General features: G+C 61.4%; 13 protein-coding genes and 1 tRNA gene. 3 read left to right on the plus strand and 11 right to left on the minus strand.

Translation table 11 applies throughout. The annotated features are described in order from the left end of the window. Position 1 precedes the first annotated feature (1 nt). The 11 genes from J2S67_RS05090 to argS all read right to left on the minus strand — a co-directional run bounded on the left by J2S67_RS05090 (position 2) and on the right by argS (position 14,011). Positions 2-436, minus strand: a complete 435-nt coding sequence (locus tag J2S67_RS05090; RefSeq protein ID WP_310246893.1) for a hypothetical protein — start codon at positions 434-436, stop codon at positions 2-4. Further along, positions 437-1,585: an MraY family glycosyltransferase gene (locus tag J2S67_RS05095; protein WP_035754586.1), complete on the minus strand. Its 1,149-nt coding sequence runs from the start codon at positions 1,583-1,585 to the stop codon at positions 437-439. Next, on the minus strand, positions 1,582-2,364 hold the full coding sequence (locus J2S67_RS05100) for an L-threonylcarbamoyladenylate synthase (protein WP_310246895.1): 783 nt from the start codon (positions 2,362-2,364) through the stop codon (positions 1,582-1,584). Before J2S67_RS05100 ends, J2S67_RS05095 begins: the two co-directional genes overlap by 4 nt. A gap of 33 nt (positions 2,365-2,397) precedes the next feature. Further along, entirely contained in the window at positions 2,398-3,408 is a 1,011-nt protein-coding gene (locus J2S67_RS05105) for a N5-glutamine methyltransferase family protein (protein WP_310246898.1), read from the minus strand. A gap of 18 nt (positions 3,409-3,426) precedes the next feature. Further along, entirely contained in the window at positions 3,427-4,518 is a 1,092-nt protein-coding gene (gene prfA, locus J2S67_RS05110; protein ID WP_083285372.1) for a peptide chain release factor 1, read from the minus strand. A 157-nt stretch (positions 4,519-4,675) separates the two neighbouring features. After that, positions 4,676-6,829 carry a transcription termination factor Rho gene (gene rho, locus J2S67_RS05115; RefSeq protein WP_407682065.1) on the minus strand — a complete coding sequence of 718 codons (2,154 nt, stop codon included), beginning with the start codon at positions 6,827-6,829 and terminating at the stop codon, positions 4,676-4,678. 344 nt (positions 6,830-7,173) lie between these two features. After that, positions 7,174-8,232: a homoserine kinase gene (gene thrB, locus J2S67_RS05120; RefSeq protein WP_310246903.1), complete on the minus strand. Its 1,059-nt coding sequence runs from the start codon at positions 8,230-8,232 to the stop codon at positions 7,174-7,176. A 44-nt stretch (positions 8,233-8,276) separates the two neighbouring features. Continuing rightward, positions 8,277-9,443, minus strand: a complete 1,167-nt coding sequence (gene thrC, locus J2S67_RS05125; protein WP_310246906.1) for a threonine synthase — start codon at positions 9,441-9,443, stop codon at positions 8,277-8,279. Next, complete coding sequence (locus tag J2S67_RS05130) at positions 9,444-10,754, minus strand: homoserine dehydrogenase (RefSeq protein WP_310246909.1); 1,311 nt, start codon at positions 10,752-10,754, stop codon at positions 9,444-9,446. A 106-nt stretch (positions 10,755-10,860) separates the two neighbouring features. Next, complete coding sequence (gene lysA, locus J2S67_RS05135) at positions 10,861-12,312, minus strand: diaminopimelate decarboxylase (RefSeq protein WP_310246913.1); 1,452 nt, start codon at positions 12,310-12,312, stop codon at positions 10,861-10,863. A gap of 58 nt (positions 12,313-12,370) precedes the next feature. Beyond that, positions 12,371-14,011 carry an arginine--tRNA ligase gene (gene argS / locus J2S67_RS05140; protein ID WP_310246916.1) on the minus strand — a complete coding sequence of 547 codons (1,641 nt, stop codon included), beginning with the start codon at positions 14,009-14,011 and terminating at the stop codon, positions 12,371-12,373. A 154-nt stretch (positions 14,012-14,165) separates the two neighbouring features. Here argS and J2S67_RS05145 point away from each other — a divergent pair. The 3 genes from J2S67_RS05145 to J2S67_RS05155 all read left to right on the plus strand — a co-directional run bounded on the left by J2S67_RS05145 (position 14,166) and on the right by J2S67_RS05155 (position 19,299). After that, positions 14,166-14,238, plus strand: a tRNA-Arg gene (locus J2S67_RS05145). 47 nt (positions 14,239-14,285) lie between these two features. Further along, positions 14,286-15,080 (plus strand): NAD(P)-binding domain-containing protein, encoded by a 795-nt coding sequence (locus J2S67_RS05150; protein ID WP_310246919.1) that lies wholly within the window; start codon positions 14,286-14,288, stop codon positions 15,078-15,080. A 73-nt stretch (positions 15,081-15,153) separates the two neighbouring features. Then, on the plus strand, positions 15,154-19,299 hold the full coding sequence (locus tag J2S67_RS05155) for a DUF3418 domain-containing protein (protein WP_310246922.1): 4,146 nt from the start codon (positions 15,154-15,156) through the stop codon (positions 19,297-19,299). The last annotated feature ends 26 nt before the right edge of the window (positions 19,300-19,325 follow it).

Genomic DNA, 19,325 nt, shown 5'->3' on the forward strand with positions numbered 1-19,325 from the left:
GTTAGTTGTAGATCCGGAGACGGATTTTCATCATCGCCCACATCTCTGCAGCCTGCCAGGCGATGAACGCCCCCACTGCACCTGCGATGGCCCATCCGCGTGAGAACCAGCTTTCATCGGGTTGGATGAGAAGCAAGAAACCGAAAGCTATCACCTTGATCACGTAGGTGATCATGAATGCGGCAAGAACCGCATCGGGCTTTGTCTTGCCCACCACGTGAGCTACGAGCAAGGAGATAGCGAAGAACACCATGACGACGGCCGCCGCGGCGAACGCTGAGAACGCGCCCGGGAAGCCCGCGAAGACCGCCCCGAGGACAGTGATCACTACCGCTACAGCTGAGCCGGCAGCCGCGGAGTAAGCCAGCACTCTCAGCCACGGAAAGGAAATGGAATCCGAGGCTTCGGTGATGAGGTGCGGCTGTTGTTGCGACATCTAGACTCGGCCCTTCCTACGTATATGTAGCTTCTTGTGTTCAGCTTCAGTGCGGTGGGCGAGCTTGCGACGGATCCACGGGTGGATCGTCAAGATCCCCGCCCCAAGCAACAGAAGGCCCCAGATCGGCAAGATGATCGGTGCGGGGACCCGGTTGATCAGGATGGCGCCGAACGCGACGATCGCGCTCCACAAATACAGCAACAAGACCGCGCCGCGATGCGTGTAGCCGCCGTCGATCAGCCGGTGATGCAGGTGTCCACGGTCTGCTGTGAAAGGTGAGCGTCCGCGTGCGGCACGCCGCAAAACCGAGAGGAACAAATCGACCAAAGGCAAGGCGATCACCGCGATCGGGAGCACGATCGGCATATATGCGGGGATGTTCCTGAAACGTTCACCATCAAGGGCACGCAAGTCTGCCGTGACAACAATCGTGGCAACAGCCATGACCAGCCCGATCATCATCGCACCGGACTCCCCCATGAAAATCTTGGCGGGGTTGAAATTATGGATCAAGAACCCAAGGGATGAACCCAACAGGATCGCCATCAGCAGCGCACCAAGGTTCGCGTGATCGTACTGATTGACCTGACGGGCAAGCGTATAGCAGTAGATGAAAAACGCGCTCGCGCCAATCGCTGCGATGCCGGCGGCGAGGCCGTCGAGACCGTCAACAAAGTTGATCGCGTTCATCATCATGATCATGAGGAACATCGCCGCACCGATCTGCCACACCGATGAATCGATCTGAACCCAACCGACCGGCAAAACCTCAAGCCTCACCCCGGAAACCGCCATGATGAATGAAGCCAACAGCTGACCTAGCAGCTTGTAGTACCACCGCAGTTCATACAGATCATCGGCGACCCCGACCACCAGGATCACGATGAGCGCCAGAACCAAGCCCGCCACCACATCGGGCCGGATGAACACGCCGGTCAGAAACGGTGCCTGAGCCGAGGCCGCCAACGCAACCAGGAACGCAACGATCATGGACACGCCACCGAGCTTAGGGATCTTCTCGGAATGGACGTCACGGGCACGGACCGGGATATCGGCCATAGTGCGTTTACCTATGGCCCTCAGAACCGGAGTCAGCGTTGTAGACACCACGAACGCTAGAGCCGCGAGCAGAAGATAGACCCTCATGGTTCGGGCGTCTCCTCTGCCACGGTGTTTGTTGCCGGTTCGGTGTTCGGTGCGGGGTTTCCGTCGATGTCGAGTATGCTCGGGTCCGCCTCACGCAGCTGTTCAACGCTCAACGCCCCGGCGCGCACAACCTTGGGTGGTGTGACCGTGTAGTCGACAATGGTCGATGGCGGAGCCGGCTCGGACTCGGACGGCGCGGATTCGGACAGCTCAGACTCGGCCGGCTCATCCTCGTTGAATGCGGCGTCTTCTTTCGTTGCAGCACCCTCAAGGTAGACGGCTACCGAGTCCCCCAGCATCTCGTGTGCCTTCTGCGCGCTCATCGCGGCCGGCATCCCGGAACGGTTAGCGCTTGAGACCGCCAACGGGCCGGTCTGCGACAACAGTTCGAGCGCATCCTTGTGATCAGGCATCCGTAACGCAACAGTGCCCCGGGTCTCTCCGAGGTCCCACGTCAGGGAGGGTTGCGCCATCAAAATGAGGGTCAGTGCGCCCGGCCAGAACTTCTCGGCAACCGCGCTCGCCCCCTCTGGGATGTCCGTGGCAAGCCCCTGAAGTGTCTCGGGGCGTGGAATGAGCACGGGCGGTGGCATGTGACGCCCCCGCCCTTTAGCGGCCAGAAGGGTCGCGACAGCTTGTGGGCTGAAAGCGTCCGCTGCGACACCATAGACGGTGTCAGTGGGCATGACGACCAGACCCCTAGCGCCAAGGGCCTCGGTTGCTCGCGCGATACCGTCAGCGCGCGCTTCAGGGTCGGTCAGATCATATGTAGTGCTCACTCTTCTATTCTTTCATTCCCACGACTGGTTTATTTACACAGCCGCTTCTGCCTCATTGCGCCACATGATCGTGACGCGGTCCCGGCCCGTCAGGTCAGTGCTCGTTTGGGTGCGGTTGAATGCCCCGGTGGCGCACGCCGCATGCCGCAAGGGTGAGCCTTGCTCTTCTGCATGCTCCATCAGTATCACTCCGCCCGGTCGCAAGGTGTGGCCAGCGAGCTCGATCAAAGCGAACGGGATGCTCAAGCCGTCTCCCCCTCCCCCATATAACGCGGTGTGAGGGTCAAAGAACTGGGTCTCAACATCACGGATCGGCGTGGCATCGGGAACATAAGGTGGGTTCACGCACACCATATCCAAGCACCCGGGCTTGGCCGCATAATGGGTGAAAACATCTTCCTCGATCAGCTCCACGCCGGTCCTGGCGAGGTTCCGGCGTGCGAAGCTCGCGGCCTCGCCGCTGGCCTCCACCGCCTCGATATGAACAGGCGCCTGCCCCTTCGCTTCTGTGACATGAGACGCGAGCGCGGCCGCGATCGCCCCGGAACCTGCGCACCAGTCAGCGATCCGCACCTGCCGCGAAGCAGCTTGTGCATCGTAGGTAGCTGGCACATCGTTCTCAGGCGCAGGTTCACGCGCCACCAACCCGTGCAAGATCTCCAAGGCCTGTTCAACGAGCGTTTCGGTTTCCGGCCGAGGCACGAAAACGCCCGGCCCCACCTCAAGCTCAAGCCCATAGAAACCGGCAGTCCCGAGGATATGCTGCAATGGCTCGCGGTGTGCCCGCCGCTCAACAAGGCGCTCGAACCCCTCTGGTGTGGGGGCACCCCGAAGCGAAGCCGCCATCAACTCACCGCGCGAAACACCCATCGCGTGCGCGGCAATCCATTGGGCATCGGCTGCCGGTGAGGCAACCCCCGCCTCAGCAAGACGGGCACTCGCCCACCCGAGCGCAGCCTTTAGATCTGAAGGCGCTGCCGATAAATCTGGAGGCGATGCTCCTGGGTTCGAAGGCGCCCGGCCGTCATCGGAAGGAAGAGACATCTCGGTACAACCTATGTTTTAGTTGCCCTCACCTACGTGGGCGAGGCGCTCGGCTTCATCCATCTCGATGCAGGAGTCGATCACAGCCTGGAGGTCGCCATCAAGCACGGCGTCGAGGTTGTAGGCCTTATAGCCGGTGCGGTGATCCGCGATGCGGTTCTCCGGGAAGTTGTAGGTGCGGATGCGCTCGGAACGGTCCATAGTTCGCACCTGCGAACGGCGCTGATCAGCCTGTTCCGCCTCGATCTGCTCCTGCTGGTGGGCGAGCAAACGCGAGCGTAGAACGCGCATCGCGGCGGCACGGTTCTGGATTTGTGACTTCTCGTTCTGCATCGCAACCACAATGCCGGTCGGCAAGTGCGTGATGCGCACCGCAGAGTCGGTCGTGTTCACGGACTGTCCACCCGGGCCGGAGGAACGGTAGACGTCGATTTTGAGGTCGTTGTCGTGGATCTCGATCTCTTCCGGCTCATCGACTTCCGGGAACACCAAGACGCCAGCGGCCGACGTGTGGACGCGGCCTTGGGACTCCGTGACAGGAACACGCTGGACCCGGTGGACGCCACCTTCGAACTTCAACGCGGCGTAGACGCCCTCGGCGGGTTCGCTGCCGGTCCCCTTGATCGCAACCTGGGCGTCCTTATAGCCGCCCAGGTCGGATTCGGTAGCCGAGAGCATTTCGGTCTTCCAGCCGCGGTTCTCCGCGTAGCGGATGTACATGCGCAACAAGTCTCCAGCGAACAACGCGGCTTCCTCACCGCCTTCACCGCCTTTGACTTCGAGGATCGCATCGCGGCCATCGTTAGGGTCACGCGGGATCAACAAACGACGCAGCTTCTCTTCAAGCTCCGGGATCTGGGCTTCGAGCTCTTTGGCTTCTGCCGCGAACTCTTCATCAAGTTCTGCCATCTCGGCAGCGGCCTCGTGGTCTTCACGCGCCTGCACCAGCTTGTTGTGCGTCTCCACGATCGGACGCAATTCGGCGGAACGGCGGCCTAGCTTGCGCGCCATCCCCTGATCTGAATACACGTCCGGATCAGAAAGCCTGGTCTGTAGTTGCTCGTATTCGTCCAGGATCGCTTGGATCGGATCGTTCGTTTCACTCATCATGTTTCCTACGTAGGTCGGCTCACGGTGATCGGCTCTTAAAACACCGGGTCTTAGAACACCCAGTCTCAAAACGCCAGGTCTTAGAACACCAGGGTAGAACAAACGCTCCTTATGGCAGGCCCTTCACGTGCCTGCCATAAGGAGCGTTGTTACGCGGCTACTTGCCGTCCAGCGTGGTGCGGTTGACCACCATCAAGAACTCCGCATTCGATTCGGTTTCCTTGATCTTGGTCGTCAAAAGTTCGAGCGCCTGCTGCGGTTCGAGGCTTGAGAGCACCCGGCGCAGACGCCACATGATCTTCAATTCCTCAGGCGAGAGCAGGTTCTCTTCGCGGCGGGTCGAGGACGCGTTGACGTCCACTGCCGGGAAGATGCGCTTCTCAGCGAGGCTGCGTGAGAGACGCAGCTCCATGTTGCCGGTACCCTTGAACTCTTCGAAGATGACCTCGTCCATCTTGGACCCGGTCTCGACCAGTGCTGTCGCAAGAATCGTGAGCGAACCACCATTTTCGATGTTGCGGGCAGCACCGAAGAAACGCTTTGGCGGGTAGAGCGCTGCAGCATCGACACCACCGGAGAGGATACGGCCCGATGCCGGGGCGGCCTGGTTGTAGGCGCGGCCCAAGCGGGTCATCGAGTCCAGCAGAACCACGACGTCGCGGCCCTGCTCAACGAGGCGTTTAGCGCGTTCAATCGCTAGCTCTGCAACAGTGGTGTGATCCTCAGCCGGGCGGTCGAACGTGGAAGCGATGACTTCGCCGTCCACCGTGCGTTGCATGTCGGTGACTTCCTCAGGACGCTCATCAACAAGAACCATCATGAGGTGAACCTCAGGGTTGTTCTTCTTGATCGAATCAGCGATCGACTGCAGGATCATCGTCTTACCGGCCTTCGGCGGGGAAACGATGAGGCCGCGCTGGCCCTTACCGATCGGGGCAACAAGGTCGATGATGCGCGGACCAACCGACTTAGCGCCGGCTTCAAGACGCAAACGCTCTTCCGGGTAGAGCGGAACGAGCTTATTGAAGTTCACTCGGTCCTTGTTCTCATCAGCCGGAAGACCGTTCACGGTCGCGAGCTTGATCAGCGGCGTGTAGCGGTTACGTTTGCCGTTGTTGGAGTGGTTGTTGTTCTCGTCCTCACGCGGAGCACGAATCGCACCAACAACAGCGTCACCCTTGCGCAGGTTGTACTGGCGAACCTGCTTCATCGTCACATAGACGTCGTTCGGGCCAGGCAAGTAACCGGACGTGCGGATGAACGCGTAGTTATCCATCACATCGAGGATGCCCGCGACTGGTGCGAGCACATCATCCTCGGTCAGCTCGGTATCTTCAACCTCGATCTGGTTACGGCCCCGGTTACGGCGGTTGTTGCGCTGACGTTCGCGGCGGTTACCACGCGAATCGTCGTTGTTGTTGTCACGATTACGGTTGCGGCGGTTGCGCTGGTTACGCGAACCACGATCATCCGAGTCCTCGTGAGAGTCCTCATTGGAGTCGTTGTGATCACGGTCGCGCCCACGCCGGTTACGGCGGTTGCGCTGATTACGGGTCTCGCGGCGGTTACGGCCCCCTTCGTTGTGCGAATCCTCGGAAGAGTCCTCACCGGATTCGTTCTCGGAGCGGTCGTTCTCGCCGTTGTTCTTCTCAGCGCTGTTTTTATCGCGGTGCTTCTTCTCAGCGTTGTTCTTATCGCCGCGGTGCTTATCACTTTCGTGCTTGCCGCCACGGTTTGTGTCGTGGCTGTGATTTTTATCGCTGTTGTTCTTGTTCTCGTCGCGGTTCTTATCATCTGCGTGCGCAGAGGATTCTTCCCCGGCGTGCTGATCGTTCTTCGACGGTGCACCGGCTGCAGCGGAGGAAGAGCGACGACGGCGGCCACGGCCCGAGCGTGAAGATTCATCCGCCGCATCGGCGGTCTTATCTGTTGCGTCAGAGCTCTTAGCGGAAGCGGAATCACCCTCAGCCGCCCCAGCCTTATCAGCCGGAGCCTTGTCGGCGTCCTTCTTCTGAGCGCCCTTGCGCGCTTGGCTCTGCGCGTCTTTCTGGGCCTTCTGAGCTTCATCCTTCTTCTTAGCGGCCTCACGATCAGCGACGGCACCACCACGCTGATGGTCCTGAATCTTGGCCACCAAATCAGCCTTACGGAGGCGACGAGCGCCGGTGATACCCAGCTGCGAAGCCAATTCCTGAAGCTGAGCGAGCTTCAACGATGCCAAACCCCCTGAAGCTTTCTTAGCTGGAGCTTTAGCTTTCGTCTCAGTCTGCTCAACAGATGCGCCGGTGTTCTCGGCGGTGGATTGGGACACGAAGGTTCCTTCCCTCGTCACATGCACACTTCACACATGAAACATTTTCGAAGCTGTGCTTATTGGGAAAAATTTGGTCATACTGCACCCCGGAACGGTGGTCACAGCAACGGGATTCTTGCCAGGAGCACCGTGACAGTAGGCCTGGAAACCAAACCAGTTACAGAAACCAAAGTATTTCCAGCAACCGCTGACGGTGGCCTCACGCCGACTCGCTTGATACCTCGACCGGTATCGAAGCCGGGATAGAGCAAGACTCCCATCCATCCGATGTACATTTCTACACACGTCAACGCACATGCGCCTTAGACACGATACTTCGGTGGAACGTGCATCTCATACGCTCAACAAGCGTTCCGATGCACCTCTACCATAGCACCTCGTTCGTCAAGACCTGGCATGAAGACATCCCAGCCGCCTCCCGATGTGACGTCTTTCAAAACCTCAAGTGCGGCATCGGCATGGTTTTCACCGTTGGCAAGCACCAACACCGTTGGACCGGCGCCCGAGATCACAGCCGCACACCCCGCGGCTCGGGCAGCACGCACCAGCCGGGCTGACTCCGGCATCGCCTCAGCACGGAAACGTTGATGCAACCAATCCCGCGTGGCCCGCATCAGATGGCGCGGATCCTTCGTGAGCGCGTATGTCAGCAGTGCTGCACGGCCAGCATCCGCGGCGGCATCCGCGTGATCCACGACCGCCGGCAACAGGCTACGGGCGGCGTGGGTGGACAACGTGGTTTGAGGAACCGCGACCACAGGCGTCAATTGCGGATGAACTCTGGCAACCACCGTGGAGAACTCAACCCCAGCGACTGGGGTCAGCGTCGCACCGCACGCAGTAACCGCTCTGTGGTCTTCACTGTCTTCTTCCCGGGCCGCATCCACGCTCACCGGTTCTGATGCATCCACCGCGTCTTCGGCAAGCGAGATCGTGTAGCCGCCGTACACGGCCGGCGCAACGTTATCCGGATGCCCTTCATAGTGGGCTGCGAGCTGGAACAAAACGTCACGTTCCCGGTCAACATCCAGCCCCAACAGGCCAGCTGCTGCGAAAACCGCGCTCACAATCGCCGCGGCCGAAGATCCCTGCCCGCGGCCGTGCGGAATATGGTTCTCGGCAATCAGCTCAAGGCCCACACAATCGAGCACATCGTCGGCCACCCCAAGGTCAGTGCATGCACGGCGCAGAGTCCTGACCACAAGGTGCGATTCATCCCGCGGGAGCGTCTCAGTGCCCTCGCCGGTGATCTCAACCGAAACACCGGGTTTGGCGAGCGTCCGGACCACCAGGCGGTCGCCGTAACCTAACGCCAAACCCAAACTGTCATAACCAGGCCCAAGGTTCGCGCTCGTGGCGGGAACGTTGACCGTCACGGAACGGCCAGCAACCAGCTTCAAGCGGCCGCACTCATCACGAACCGGCTCACATCCGCTCGCCATAACTATGCGTCGCCGGTGTTGGCGCCGTCTGCGCCGGCGGAGTCACCTGAAGATGTAGCGCCGCCGGAAGAGACCAAGCCGAGTGCTTCAGCGACCGTGTGCACATCGAACGGCAGCTTGCGCGGGGCGGCTTCCTCAGCAGGTGCGGACTTCACGGCCCACTCAGGGTCCTTCAAACCGTGGCCGGTCACGGTGATCACGATCGTCTTGCCTTCCGGGGCCTTCCCAGCCTGATGCATCTTCAAAAGGCCCGCAGCGCCCGATGCGGAGGCCGGCTCAACGAACACGCCCTCACGTGAAGACAACCAGCGGTGGGCTTCCAAGATTTCCTGGTCGGTCACGGAATCGATCAGGCCGCCAGACTCGTCGCGCGCCGCTTCAGCCTGCTTCCAGGATGCCGGGTTACCGATCCGGATGGCTGTCGCAACGGTCTCTGGTTCAAGGATTGGGTGCCCCTTGACGATGGGAGCTGCACCTTCTGCTTGGAAGCCCCACATGATCGGGGTCTTGGTCGCGACCGGTTCCATGACCTCACCGTGGTGGTTCTCGGCCTTGTTCGCGTACTCCTTGTACCCCTTCCAGTACGCGGTGATGTTGCCGGCGTTACCGACCGGCAAAAGGTGATAGTCAGGGGCGTCGCCCAAGAAATCGACCACCTCGAAAGCACCCGTCTTTTGTCCCTCAATGCGGTTCGGGTTGACCGAGTTGACGAGGAACACCGGATATGACTCCGAGAGCTTCCGGGCAACATCGAGGCAGTTATCGAAGTTGCCGTCGATCTGGATGATCTGCGCACCGTGCGCGATCGCCTGGGAGAGCTTACCCATCGCGATCTTGCCGTCTGGAACCAAGACCGCGCACGTCAGCCCCGCCTGCTTGGCATAAGCCGCCGCGGAAGCCGACGTGTTGCCAGTGGAGGCACACACGACAGCCTTGGCGCCTTCGTTCACTGCGGCCGTGATCGCCATCGTCATACCGCGGTCCTTGAAGGAACCAGTCGGGTTCATGCCCTCAACCTTGAGGTAGACGTCATTGCCCGTCTCTTGCGATAAGGCCGGCGCATACACCAGCGGTGTGCCGCCTTCTCCGAGCGTGACAATGCGATCGTCTTTACTGATCGGTAGACGGTCAGCGTATTCGCGGATGACCCCGCGCCACTGGTGAGCCATTTAGGCTTCCCCTCCTTCAACGCGCAGAACCGAGGAGATGCCCCGGACCACGTCCAATTTCTTAAGGTCTTCCACGGTCGCTGTGAAACCGGATTCCTGGGCGGCGTGGGTGATGAGCCGCAACAGAGCGCGCGGATCACCAGAGTTCGCGGTGTCAGTAGCGGCGAGGGACTCCTGTTTCATCGATTCGATCGAAACACCGTGCTGCGCGAAGGTCTGGGCGATCTGGGCGAGCACACCCGTGGTGTCCTCAACCTCGATCCCGATGGTGTAGCGGGTTACGGTTTCGTCGATCGTCAGTGCCGGGAGCCCTTCCGGCAAGGTGAACGGCTGGAGGGCAGTCCCGTTGATGCGTTGCCGCACGGCCGTCACAACATCCCCCATGACAGCCGATGCGGTAGGGGCTCCGCCTGCCCCGGCACCGTAGAACATGAGCTGGCCTGCGTTTTCGGCTTCGACGAACACCGCGTTGAACGCCTCGTGTACGGCAGCGAGTGGGTGTTCGCGTGAGATGAGTGCGGGGTGGACCCGCATGCTGACCCCGGTCTCTGTCTTGTTGACGATGGCTAGCAGCTTGATGACTTGGTTGTTCTCTTGCGCGGCTTTGACGTCAGCGGCGGTCACCGAGCGGATGCCTTCGGTGTAGACCTCATCGATCGTGTATGGGGTTCCGAATGCGTAGGTCGCAAGGATCGCGGCCTTGGCTGCTGCGTCGTGGCCGTCGACGTCGGCGGACGGATCCGCTTCGAGGTAGCCGAACGCTGAAGCCTCCTCCATCACGGCTTCCAGCGATGCGCCCTCGCGGTCCATCTTGTCGAGGATGTAGTTGGTGGAACCGTTGACGATCCCCATGACCGAGGTGATGTTGTCACCGGCTAGGGACTCGTAGATGGACCGCAGGATCGGGATCGCACCGGCCACAGCGGCCTCGTAGAACAGTTGAGCGCCCTTCTTACGTGCCAGCGCGTTGAGTTCAGCGCCAGACTCCGCGATGAGCGCCTTATTACCTGTGACCACATCCTTGCCGGCTGAGAGCGCTTCGACGATGTAGGTCTTGGCTGGTTCGATCCCGCCCATGAGTTCGATCACGAGGTCCGCATCAGCGATCGCGGCAGAAGCGTCGTCCGAAATGATGCCGCGGTCAATCCACGGGCCACGATCAGCCTCAGTGTTACGAACCACCACGTGGCTCAGCTCGAGTGCAGCCCCGGTCTTCTCCTGCAAAACCTCGTGGTCTTGACGCAGAATCCGGGCAACCTCGGCCCCAACAGTTCCGGCGCCGAGCAAGGCTACTTTCAGTGTGGTGGTCATAGGTTGTTGGTTCCTCAATTCCTCAGCAGAAGAGTGTCCGGCCCGGTATGTACGGACACGGGCCTGGTCGGTGACGGTTCAGCTGTACAGGCCTAGGTGTGCAGTCCTAGTCCTGCAAACCTAGGTCGCGCGCGTAGAGATCGTCCACTGTTTCCCCGCGCACAATCAGCCTGTGCTTACCGTCCTTAACAGCCACAATGCCAGGACGAGTGAGCATGTTGTAGTTCGATGACAAAACGAAGCAATATGCGCCGGTGGCCGGCACAGCCAGGATGTCGCCTCGCATGACGTCGTTGGGTAGATACACGTCGCGGACCACGATGTCACCGGATTCGCAGTGTTTTCCTACCACGCGAGACAGCGCACCAGGTGCATGCGATGTGCGGGAGGCTAGCACCGCTGAATAGTCCGCGTCATACAGAACCGGCCGGGCGTTATCTGACATTCCGCCGTCTACGGAGATGTAGCGGCGGGCGGCGGACTCCCCCGCCTCGGTTTCCACCGTGACGTCCTTGATGGTCCCGACGGTGTAGAGAGTCACACCGGCGGGCCCTGCGATGGAGCGGCCTGGCTCGATCGAGATGCGCGGGCATGTGATACCGAGGCGTTCGGTTTCCTCACGGATCACGTGAGCGATTCCCGCGGCGATCTCGTGTGGTTCCCGTGGGGTGTCGGCTTCGGTGTAGGCGATGCCGTAGCCGCCGCCGAGGTCGAGTTCGCCAAGCTCAACGCCGCGGGTTTCTTTGATCCACGCCATGAAGCCCAGCAAGCGGCGGGCTGCTTCTTCGAAGCCTGCGGATTCAAAGATTTGTGAGCCGATGTGGCAGTGCAAGCCGATCAGCTCGATGTTTTCGGCGTCCAGGGCCTGAGCCACCGCCTGCGCAGCTGCCGAGAGGTCGGCGCCGGGCCGTGGTGTCATCGAGAGCCCGAATTTCTGGTCTTCGTGCGCGGTCGCGATGAACTCGTGCGTCGAGGCGTGAACGCCTGGTGTGAGTCGCAGCATGACCGGCGCGGTTGCGCCTCGGCTGTGGGCGATCTGGTTGATGCGTTCGATCTCTTCGAGTGAGTCCGCGATGATGCGGCCCACTCCCGCGTCGATCGCGCGCCGCAGTTCGGCATCGGATTTGTTGTTGCCGTGCAGGCCGATGTGGGCTGGGTCCGCGCCTGCCGTTAGTGCCAGTCCCATCTCCCCACCCGAGGCGGTGTCGATGCGCAAGCCTTCCTCGGTGACCCAGCGGACCACTTCGCTGGTCAGCAACACTTTCCCGGCATAGTAGACGTCCGCGCCGCCACACAGGTCAGCGAAGGCCTCATCGTAGGCCTCTTTAAAGGCACGGGCACGGGTACGCAGTTCGTCCTCGTCGATCACATAGATCGGTGTGCCGTAGGTGCGCGCGATCGTCTCAACGGCAACCCCGCCGATCACCACCTGGCCCGAGGGGTCGCGCCGCGCTGAACGCGGGAACAAGCGTGGCCCATTAGCGCGCGCCAGGTCGCTGAAGTTCTCCGGGACTGCCAGCCAGTCAGGGGCCAGCGGCGATGGGTGTGTCGTGCTCATCAAGGTCCTTCGCATCGAATGTGCTGTCACGTCTGCTAGTGCACTCGCTCTAGTAGTGTCACATCTTTTCGGGCGCGCTCACACCGAGCAGTTCGAGTCCGTTGGCGATCACCGTGGTGGTGGCGTCGTTGAGCCACAAGCGGGTGCGGTGCACGTCTTCGACTGGCTCATCACCTACTGGCGTGATGCGGCATGCGGCGTACCACGTGTGGTAGGCGGCCGCGACGGATTCGATGTGGCGGGCTACACGGTGCGGTTCGCGGCGCTCGGCTGCCGCGGCCACGGCCGACGGATAGGCGGTGAGCGCTGCCAGCAGGTCGTTTTCGGTTGGATGGTTCAGCAGGCTCGCGTCGAACACGGAGCGGTCCACACCGCGGTCGGCTGCCGCGCGGGCGGCTTGGCGGGAGCGTGCGTGGGCGTACTGGATATAGAAAACGGGGTTTTCGTTGGTTGCGGTGCGCAGAACCTCTGGGTCGAGGTCGATCGGCGAGTCAGCCGGTACGCGTCCGAGCGAGTAACGCAGCGCGTCGGTCCCGAGCCATTCGATGAGGTCTTTGAGCTCGATAATGTTGCCGGCACGCTTGGAGAGGCGTGCGCCGTTGACGCTCATGAGCTGGCCAATGAGCACCTCAAGGTTGACAGCAGGGTCGTCGCCGGCGGCGGCTGCGATGGCTTTGAGGCGGCCGATGTAGCCGTGGTGGTCGGCACCGAGCAGGTAGATCTTCTCGGCGAAGCCGCGGTCACGTTTGTTGAGGTAGTAGGCGGCATCGGCGGCGAAATAGGTCGGCGCCCCGGTGGAGCGGATCAGGACGCGGTCTTTATCGTCACCGAATTCGGAAGTGCGCAGCCAGATTGCGCCGTCTTCTTCGAACACGTGGCCTTGTTCCCTCAGTCGGGCGACTGCTTCTTCGACCTTGCCTTGGTTGTGCAGTTCAGATTCTGGGAAGTAGACGTCAAAGTACACACCGAAGTCGGCGAGGGTGTCCTTGATGTCTTTCATCTGCAGGGTGTAGCCGCGTTCACGCAACACGGGTATCGCTTCGGCTTCGGCGAGCTCCTTGACGCTGGGGTCTTCTGCAAGGATCTGCTCGGCGATATCAGCGATGTATTGGCCTGGATAGCCACCTTCTTGGACTTCGAGGCCGTGCATGCGCCGGTAGATCGAGGTCGCGAATACGTCCATCTGGGAGCCCGCGTCGTTGATGTAGTACTCGGCGGTCACATCGGCGCCGGATGCGCGCAGCATCCGCACGATCGAGTCCCCGAGTGCCGCCCAACGGGTGTGGCCGATGTGTAGCGGGCCGGTCGGGTTAGCGGAGACGAACTCCATGTTGATTTTGTGGCCGGCGAGCGCATCGTTGTGACCGTAGGTTGCGCCCGCTTCGACGATTCCGCGGGCGATCTCGGCGGCCGCCGCGGTGTCGAGGGTCACGTTGATGAACCCTGGGCCCGCGATGTCGACGGCGGCGACACCTGGGATTGCGGTGAGCTTTTCGGCGATCATCTGGGCGAGCTCGCGTGGTGCGAGCCCGGCTCGCTTACCGAGTTGGAGGGCGATGTTGGTCGCCCAGTCCCCGTGATCGCGGTTCTTTGGTCGCTCTACCTTGACGGTTTCTGGTAGCTCGACATTCAGTCGCCCCTCGTTACTGAGGGTGTTGAGGATCTCGGTAAGGTGCGCGGAAAGCTGTTCTGGAGTCACAAAGCTCAATCCTACCGAGGCTTGGCACCGGTTGCATCGCGGATTGCGGATGTGTCAGTGCACACCGGTTATGACGGTTGCGGGTGAGGCGTATTCGCTCGGGCGCCCGCTGGGGTGCTATTGTCGAGGACGGCTTTACATTCTGTATGGCTGTGCCCCCGTAGCTCAGTGGATAGAGCGTCCGCCTCCGGAGCGGAAGGTCGAAGGTTCGAATCCTTTCGGGGGCGCTTTTTCGTTTAAGCATGGGGTTTCGTTGTTTGTGCAGGGTGGTTTCGTGACGACGGTTACGTTGTTGGGTTCTGGGTTTGCGGCTCAGGAGTTGGCTCCGTTGTGTGCCCGTGCGTTGGCGGGGCGTGGCCGTTTAGTGGTGTGGTCGCGTAACGCTGAGACGCTGGGGTGGGTTGTTCAGGATGCCCGCGATGCGGTGAAAGACAGCGTGGTTGTCGACGATGTGGCGGTTGCAGACGATGTGGTGCTTGCGGACGACGCGGTGGTCCAGGCGCCCGATGCGGCGAGCGCTGTTGCCGGTTTCACTCAGGATGGCGCGGCTGTCCCGCCGGCTGATGTTGTGTTTCTTGCTCTGCCGTTTGGTTCGGCGATCAACGACGTTGTTACTGGCCTGGGTGAGGCGTTGGCTCGTGCTGCGGTGGTGGATATCTCGAATCCTGTTGAGATGACCGCGTTGGGCCCTAAGCAGGCGATGTATGTTCCGGCTGGTTCCGCTGGCGAACAGCTTGCTCAGCGATTGCCTGCCGGATGTGTTCATGTTCACGGTTTGACTCACCTTGATGCCTCGGTGTGGGCCGAGGTTGCCGCGCTCGGGGCCGACGGCTCGGCTCCTGAGGCATTGCCGCTCGTGGCTTCCGCGCCAGCGAGCGATCCCCGGGTTCACACAGTCCTGGATCTGTTGACTCGCATGGGTTTCGCCCCGCGCATCATCGGTGGGATCGAGGAGTCCGCGTTGATCGAGGTGGGTGGCCCGTGGGCGCTCGCTCATACGCGCCGCTCCCCTATCTCTTCTGATTTCTCGTGGGAGGCCGCCGCCGAGGCTTCCCTGCCGGGCGCTTAGCGTGGTTGCGCACAGTTGCAGACCGCAGGCCTGCCGCCTTTGCAGCCCGCGCCGACCTTAGAATGGTCTCACCATGTCGATGAGCATTTCTTACCCTCCTGAGCTTCCGGTTTCTGCTGCACGCGACGAGATCGTTGAGGCACTCACGCATCACCAAGTGATCGTGGTTGCGGGCGAAACAGGTTCGGGTAAGACGACCCAGCTCCCTAAGATGCTCGCCGAGGTTTTGGGTGTTGCCGACGCCGGTCCGGGTGAGCGCGGCATGATCGCGCACACCCAGCCTCGCCGTATCGCCGCGCGTTCCGTGGCTGAGCGTTTGGCTGAGGAGCTGGGCACCAGCATCGGCAATGACGTGGGTTATCAGGTCCGGTTCACGGATGAGTCCTCTAAGAAGACCCGCATCAAGCTCATGACGGACGGCATTTTGCTCGCAGAGATCGCGGGCGATCCGCAGCTGTCGCGTTATTCGGGCATCATCATTGACGAGGCGCACGAGCGCTCGCTCAACATCGATGTTCTCTTAGGTCACGTCGCACGTCTCCTCCCCGAGCGGCCGGACCTCAAGGTTGTCATTACCTCGGCGACGATCGACCCGGAGTCTTTCGCCCGGCACTTCGCCACCAAAGATGACGCCTGTGAGCTCACTCCGGCGCCGATCATCGAGGTTTCAGGCCGCACCTATCCCGTGGAGATCCGCTACCGGCCTGTGGGTGAAGACCCGAACGACGGCGCGGATGAGTTGGATCCGGATTCGGCGGCGGCTGATGTCGATATGACCTCGGCGGTGGTCGATGCGGTCAAGGAGTTGGCCGCGGAAGGCCCCGGGGATATCTTGGTGTTTTTCTCCGGCGAGCGTGAGATCCGGGACGCGCAGCAAGCTCTCAACGGGGTCATTGGTTCTACGCCGAGGTTGCGTAACAGTGAGGTTTTGCCGCTGTTTGGTCGGTTGTCGATGGCGGAACAGCACCGTATTTTCGCGCCGGGTTCCAAGCGGCGGATTGTGTTGGCCACCAACGTCGCGGAGACTTCGTTGACGGTTCCTGGGATCCGGTATGTGGTGGATACGGGGTTGGCTCGCATTTCGCGGTATTCGACCCGCACCAAGGTTCAGCGTTTGCCGATCGAGCGGATTTCGCAGGCTTCTGCCCGGCAGCGTTCGGGCCGTTCGGGCCGTGTTGCTGACGGTATCGCTATCCGTTTGTATTCGGAAGAGGATTTCGAATCCCGTCCGGAGTTCACAGACCCGGAGATTCTGCGCACCAATCTTGCGTCTGTGATTTTGCAGATGGCGGCGATGAAGGTCATCCAGACTCCGGACGATATCGCCGAGTTCCCGTTCGTCCAGGCTCCCCCGGCGCGTGCGGTGCGTGACGGTGTGACCCTGTTGCGTGAGCTTGGCACGCTCACCGAGCCAGGGCAACAGGATCAAAGCGGCCGGCAGAACGCAAGCCAACAAAACGCAGGCCAGCAACAACAGCGCAAGCCACGCGGCCGTCGCGGCCGCGGGTCTCAACGTCCGCGGGGTCCGTTGACGCGCATCGGGAGGGATCTTGCGCGTCTACCGGTGGATGTGCGTTTGGGCCGCATGATCCTGGAGGCTGCGAAGCATTCGGCCGCAACCGAGGTTCTGGTGATCGCTGCCGCGCTGTCGATTCAGGATCCGAGGGAGCGGCCATCGGAGGAATCTGGCAACCGCGCTAAAGCCGCCGAGATGCACTCGCGTTTTTCGGATCAAACCTCGGACTTCACGGGCTTGCTGAATCTGTGGCGTTATGTGCAGGAGCAACAGCGTGAGTTGTCATCTTCCGCGTTCCGGCGTTTGTGCCGCGCGGAGTTCATCAACTTCTTGCGGGTGCGTGAGTGGCAGGACCTGTTCGAGCAGTTGCGCAAGCTTGTGAAGCCGCTACGGATTTCGGTACCGAACCGGGATGTGGACCCGGTCGGCAAGCACGATGCGATCCACATGTCATTACTCAGCGGGCTGCTCTCCCACATCGGTTCGTGGGACGAACGCAAGCGTGAATACGCTGGCGCCCGCGGTACACGGTTCTCGATCTTCCCTGGCTCTGCGTTGGCTAAACGTAAGCCGGAGTTCGCGATGGCCGCAGAACTCGTGGAGACCTCGCGTTTGTGGGCGCGCACGGTCGCTGAGTTCAATCCGGACTGGGTTGAGAAGCTCGCCCCGCACATAGTCAAGGTTTCGCATTCGGAGCCGCATTGGTCGCGTCAGCAGGGGGCGGCGTTGATCTATGAGAAGGTCACGCTGTTCGGTGTCACGGTGGTTGCTCGCCGCCGGGCGCAGTTATCCCGCATTGATAAGGCCCTTGCCCGCGAGCTGTTCATCCGGCATGCGCTGGTTGAGGGTGATTGGGATACCCGCCATGCTTTCTTCCGCCGTAATCTGAGGCGTTTGTGTGAGGTCGAGGAGATGCAGACCCGCATGCGCCGCCATGACTTGTTGGCTGATGATCATGCGCTTTTTGACTTCTATGATCAGCGGATCCCGGCCAATGTTTCTGATCAGCGGGCTCTGGACCGTTGGTGGAAGGGCGCCCGCGGCGAGGATCCTCACCTGCTGGATTTCGATCCGGAGAAGCTTCTGCAGGCCGATGGTGAGCGGCTTGATCACGATGCCTACCCGCAGCAGTGGCGTGTGGATGATGATCTCTCGCTTGAGTTGCGTTATGCGTTCGATCCCACAGGCACCGGCCGCGATGGCGTGTATGTTCGCGTGCCGATCGTGTTCTTGAACCAGCTGAGCCCCGAGCCGTTCCAGTGGCATGTTCCTGGTTTCCGGGTCGAGTTGATCACCGCTTTGATTCGTTCGTTGCCTAAACAGGTGCGGAAGGCTTTCGTCCCAGCGCCCGATGTTGCCCACGCCGCCGCTGATGCGTTGGCTGAAAGCTTTGATCCGGCCACCGATGCGTTGCTTCCGAGCCTCGAACTGGTTCTGCGCAGGCTGCGCGGCGAGGTGATCCCTGAAGGGTCTTGGGACTGGGGCCGGGTGCCGGACTATCTGAAACCGACGTTCCAGGTGATCGGTTCCCGAGGCAAGGTCCTGGGCGATTCGAAGGACCTTGGCGCCCTGCAGGCTCAGCTTGCGAGCCAGAACCGGGCAGCGATCGCATCCGAGCTCGGGGTTTCTGCCGAGCAACTCGGTGAGGTGAAGCGGCGCGCAGGCGGCAACCAGAAACAGGACGCGACCCAGAAACAGGGTGCGGGCCAGCGGGCCCGCTCTGGCGGTAAGCAAGCACCCAAACCTGCCGGCAAGCCAGCGCCTCAGCCCGGGCCCAAACCGCGCCCGGGCACCGCAACGGGGGCTGATAAGGCATCCAGCATGTGGGAGCAGCGCGGCCTCACACAGTGGCCAACCGGGCTACCTGAGAACCGCTTCCCGCACGAGGTTTCAGCATCCGTGCGTGGCCGTGACATCACCGGCTATCCGGGGCTGAGCGACCGCACGGACGCCGTGGGAGTTACGATCTACCGCTCCGAGGCCGAACGCGTCACGGGTCACCGCCGCGGGACTATCCGTTTGCTCGCGCTCACGGTGCCCTCACCTCAGCGCTACGTCATGGACCACCTCACCAGCCGCGAAAAGATAGCATTCGCACGCACACCGCACGGGGACGTGGACACGTTCGTCAAGGACGCCGTTTATGCTGCGATCGACCAGCTGACCCCACCGCACGCGCCTCTGGATGAGGCCGGGTTCACGTCCCTGTTCAACCACGTGCGTGGCGAACTGATCGAGGCCACGCTCGGGCTCATCAAGAGCCTCGAGAAGACGCTTGCGAGCGCTAACCGGGTTCAGGCGCGCCTCGATTCGATCACCTCGAACGCGCTCGCCGACACGGTCTCGGATATCCGTTCCCAACTGCGCGGGCTGCTGTATCCCGGGTTCGTTGCCGCGGCGGGCGGGCACAACGTGATGCACCTGCCGCGCTATATGGAGGCGATTGAGAAGCGGCTGGAGAAGGTTGAGGCCGGGGCGCTGGCCCGCGACCTTGAGAACACAGACATCATCCAAGAGCTCGAAGACGCCTACGACGACGCCCTCGATGCCGTCCCGCAGGGTGCGGAACCTTCCGAGAAGCTCTTGGACATCAAATGGTTGCTCGAAGAACAACGCGTTTCACTGTTCGCCCAAGAATTGGGAACAGCGCGGTCCGTATCCCCTAAACGGATCCGAACCGCGCTGCGAGAAGCCCAACGCTAACCAAGGCAACGCCACGCCTTATTGCG

The organism is Pseudoglutamicibacter albus, from assembly GCF_031458175.1.
In the GTDB taxonomy this organism is placed as follows: Bacteria; Actinomycetota; Actinomycetes; order Actinomycetales; family Micrococcaceae; genus Pseudoglutamicibacter; species Pseudoglutamicibacter albus.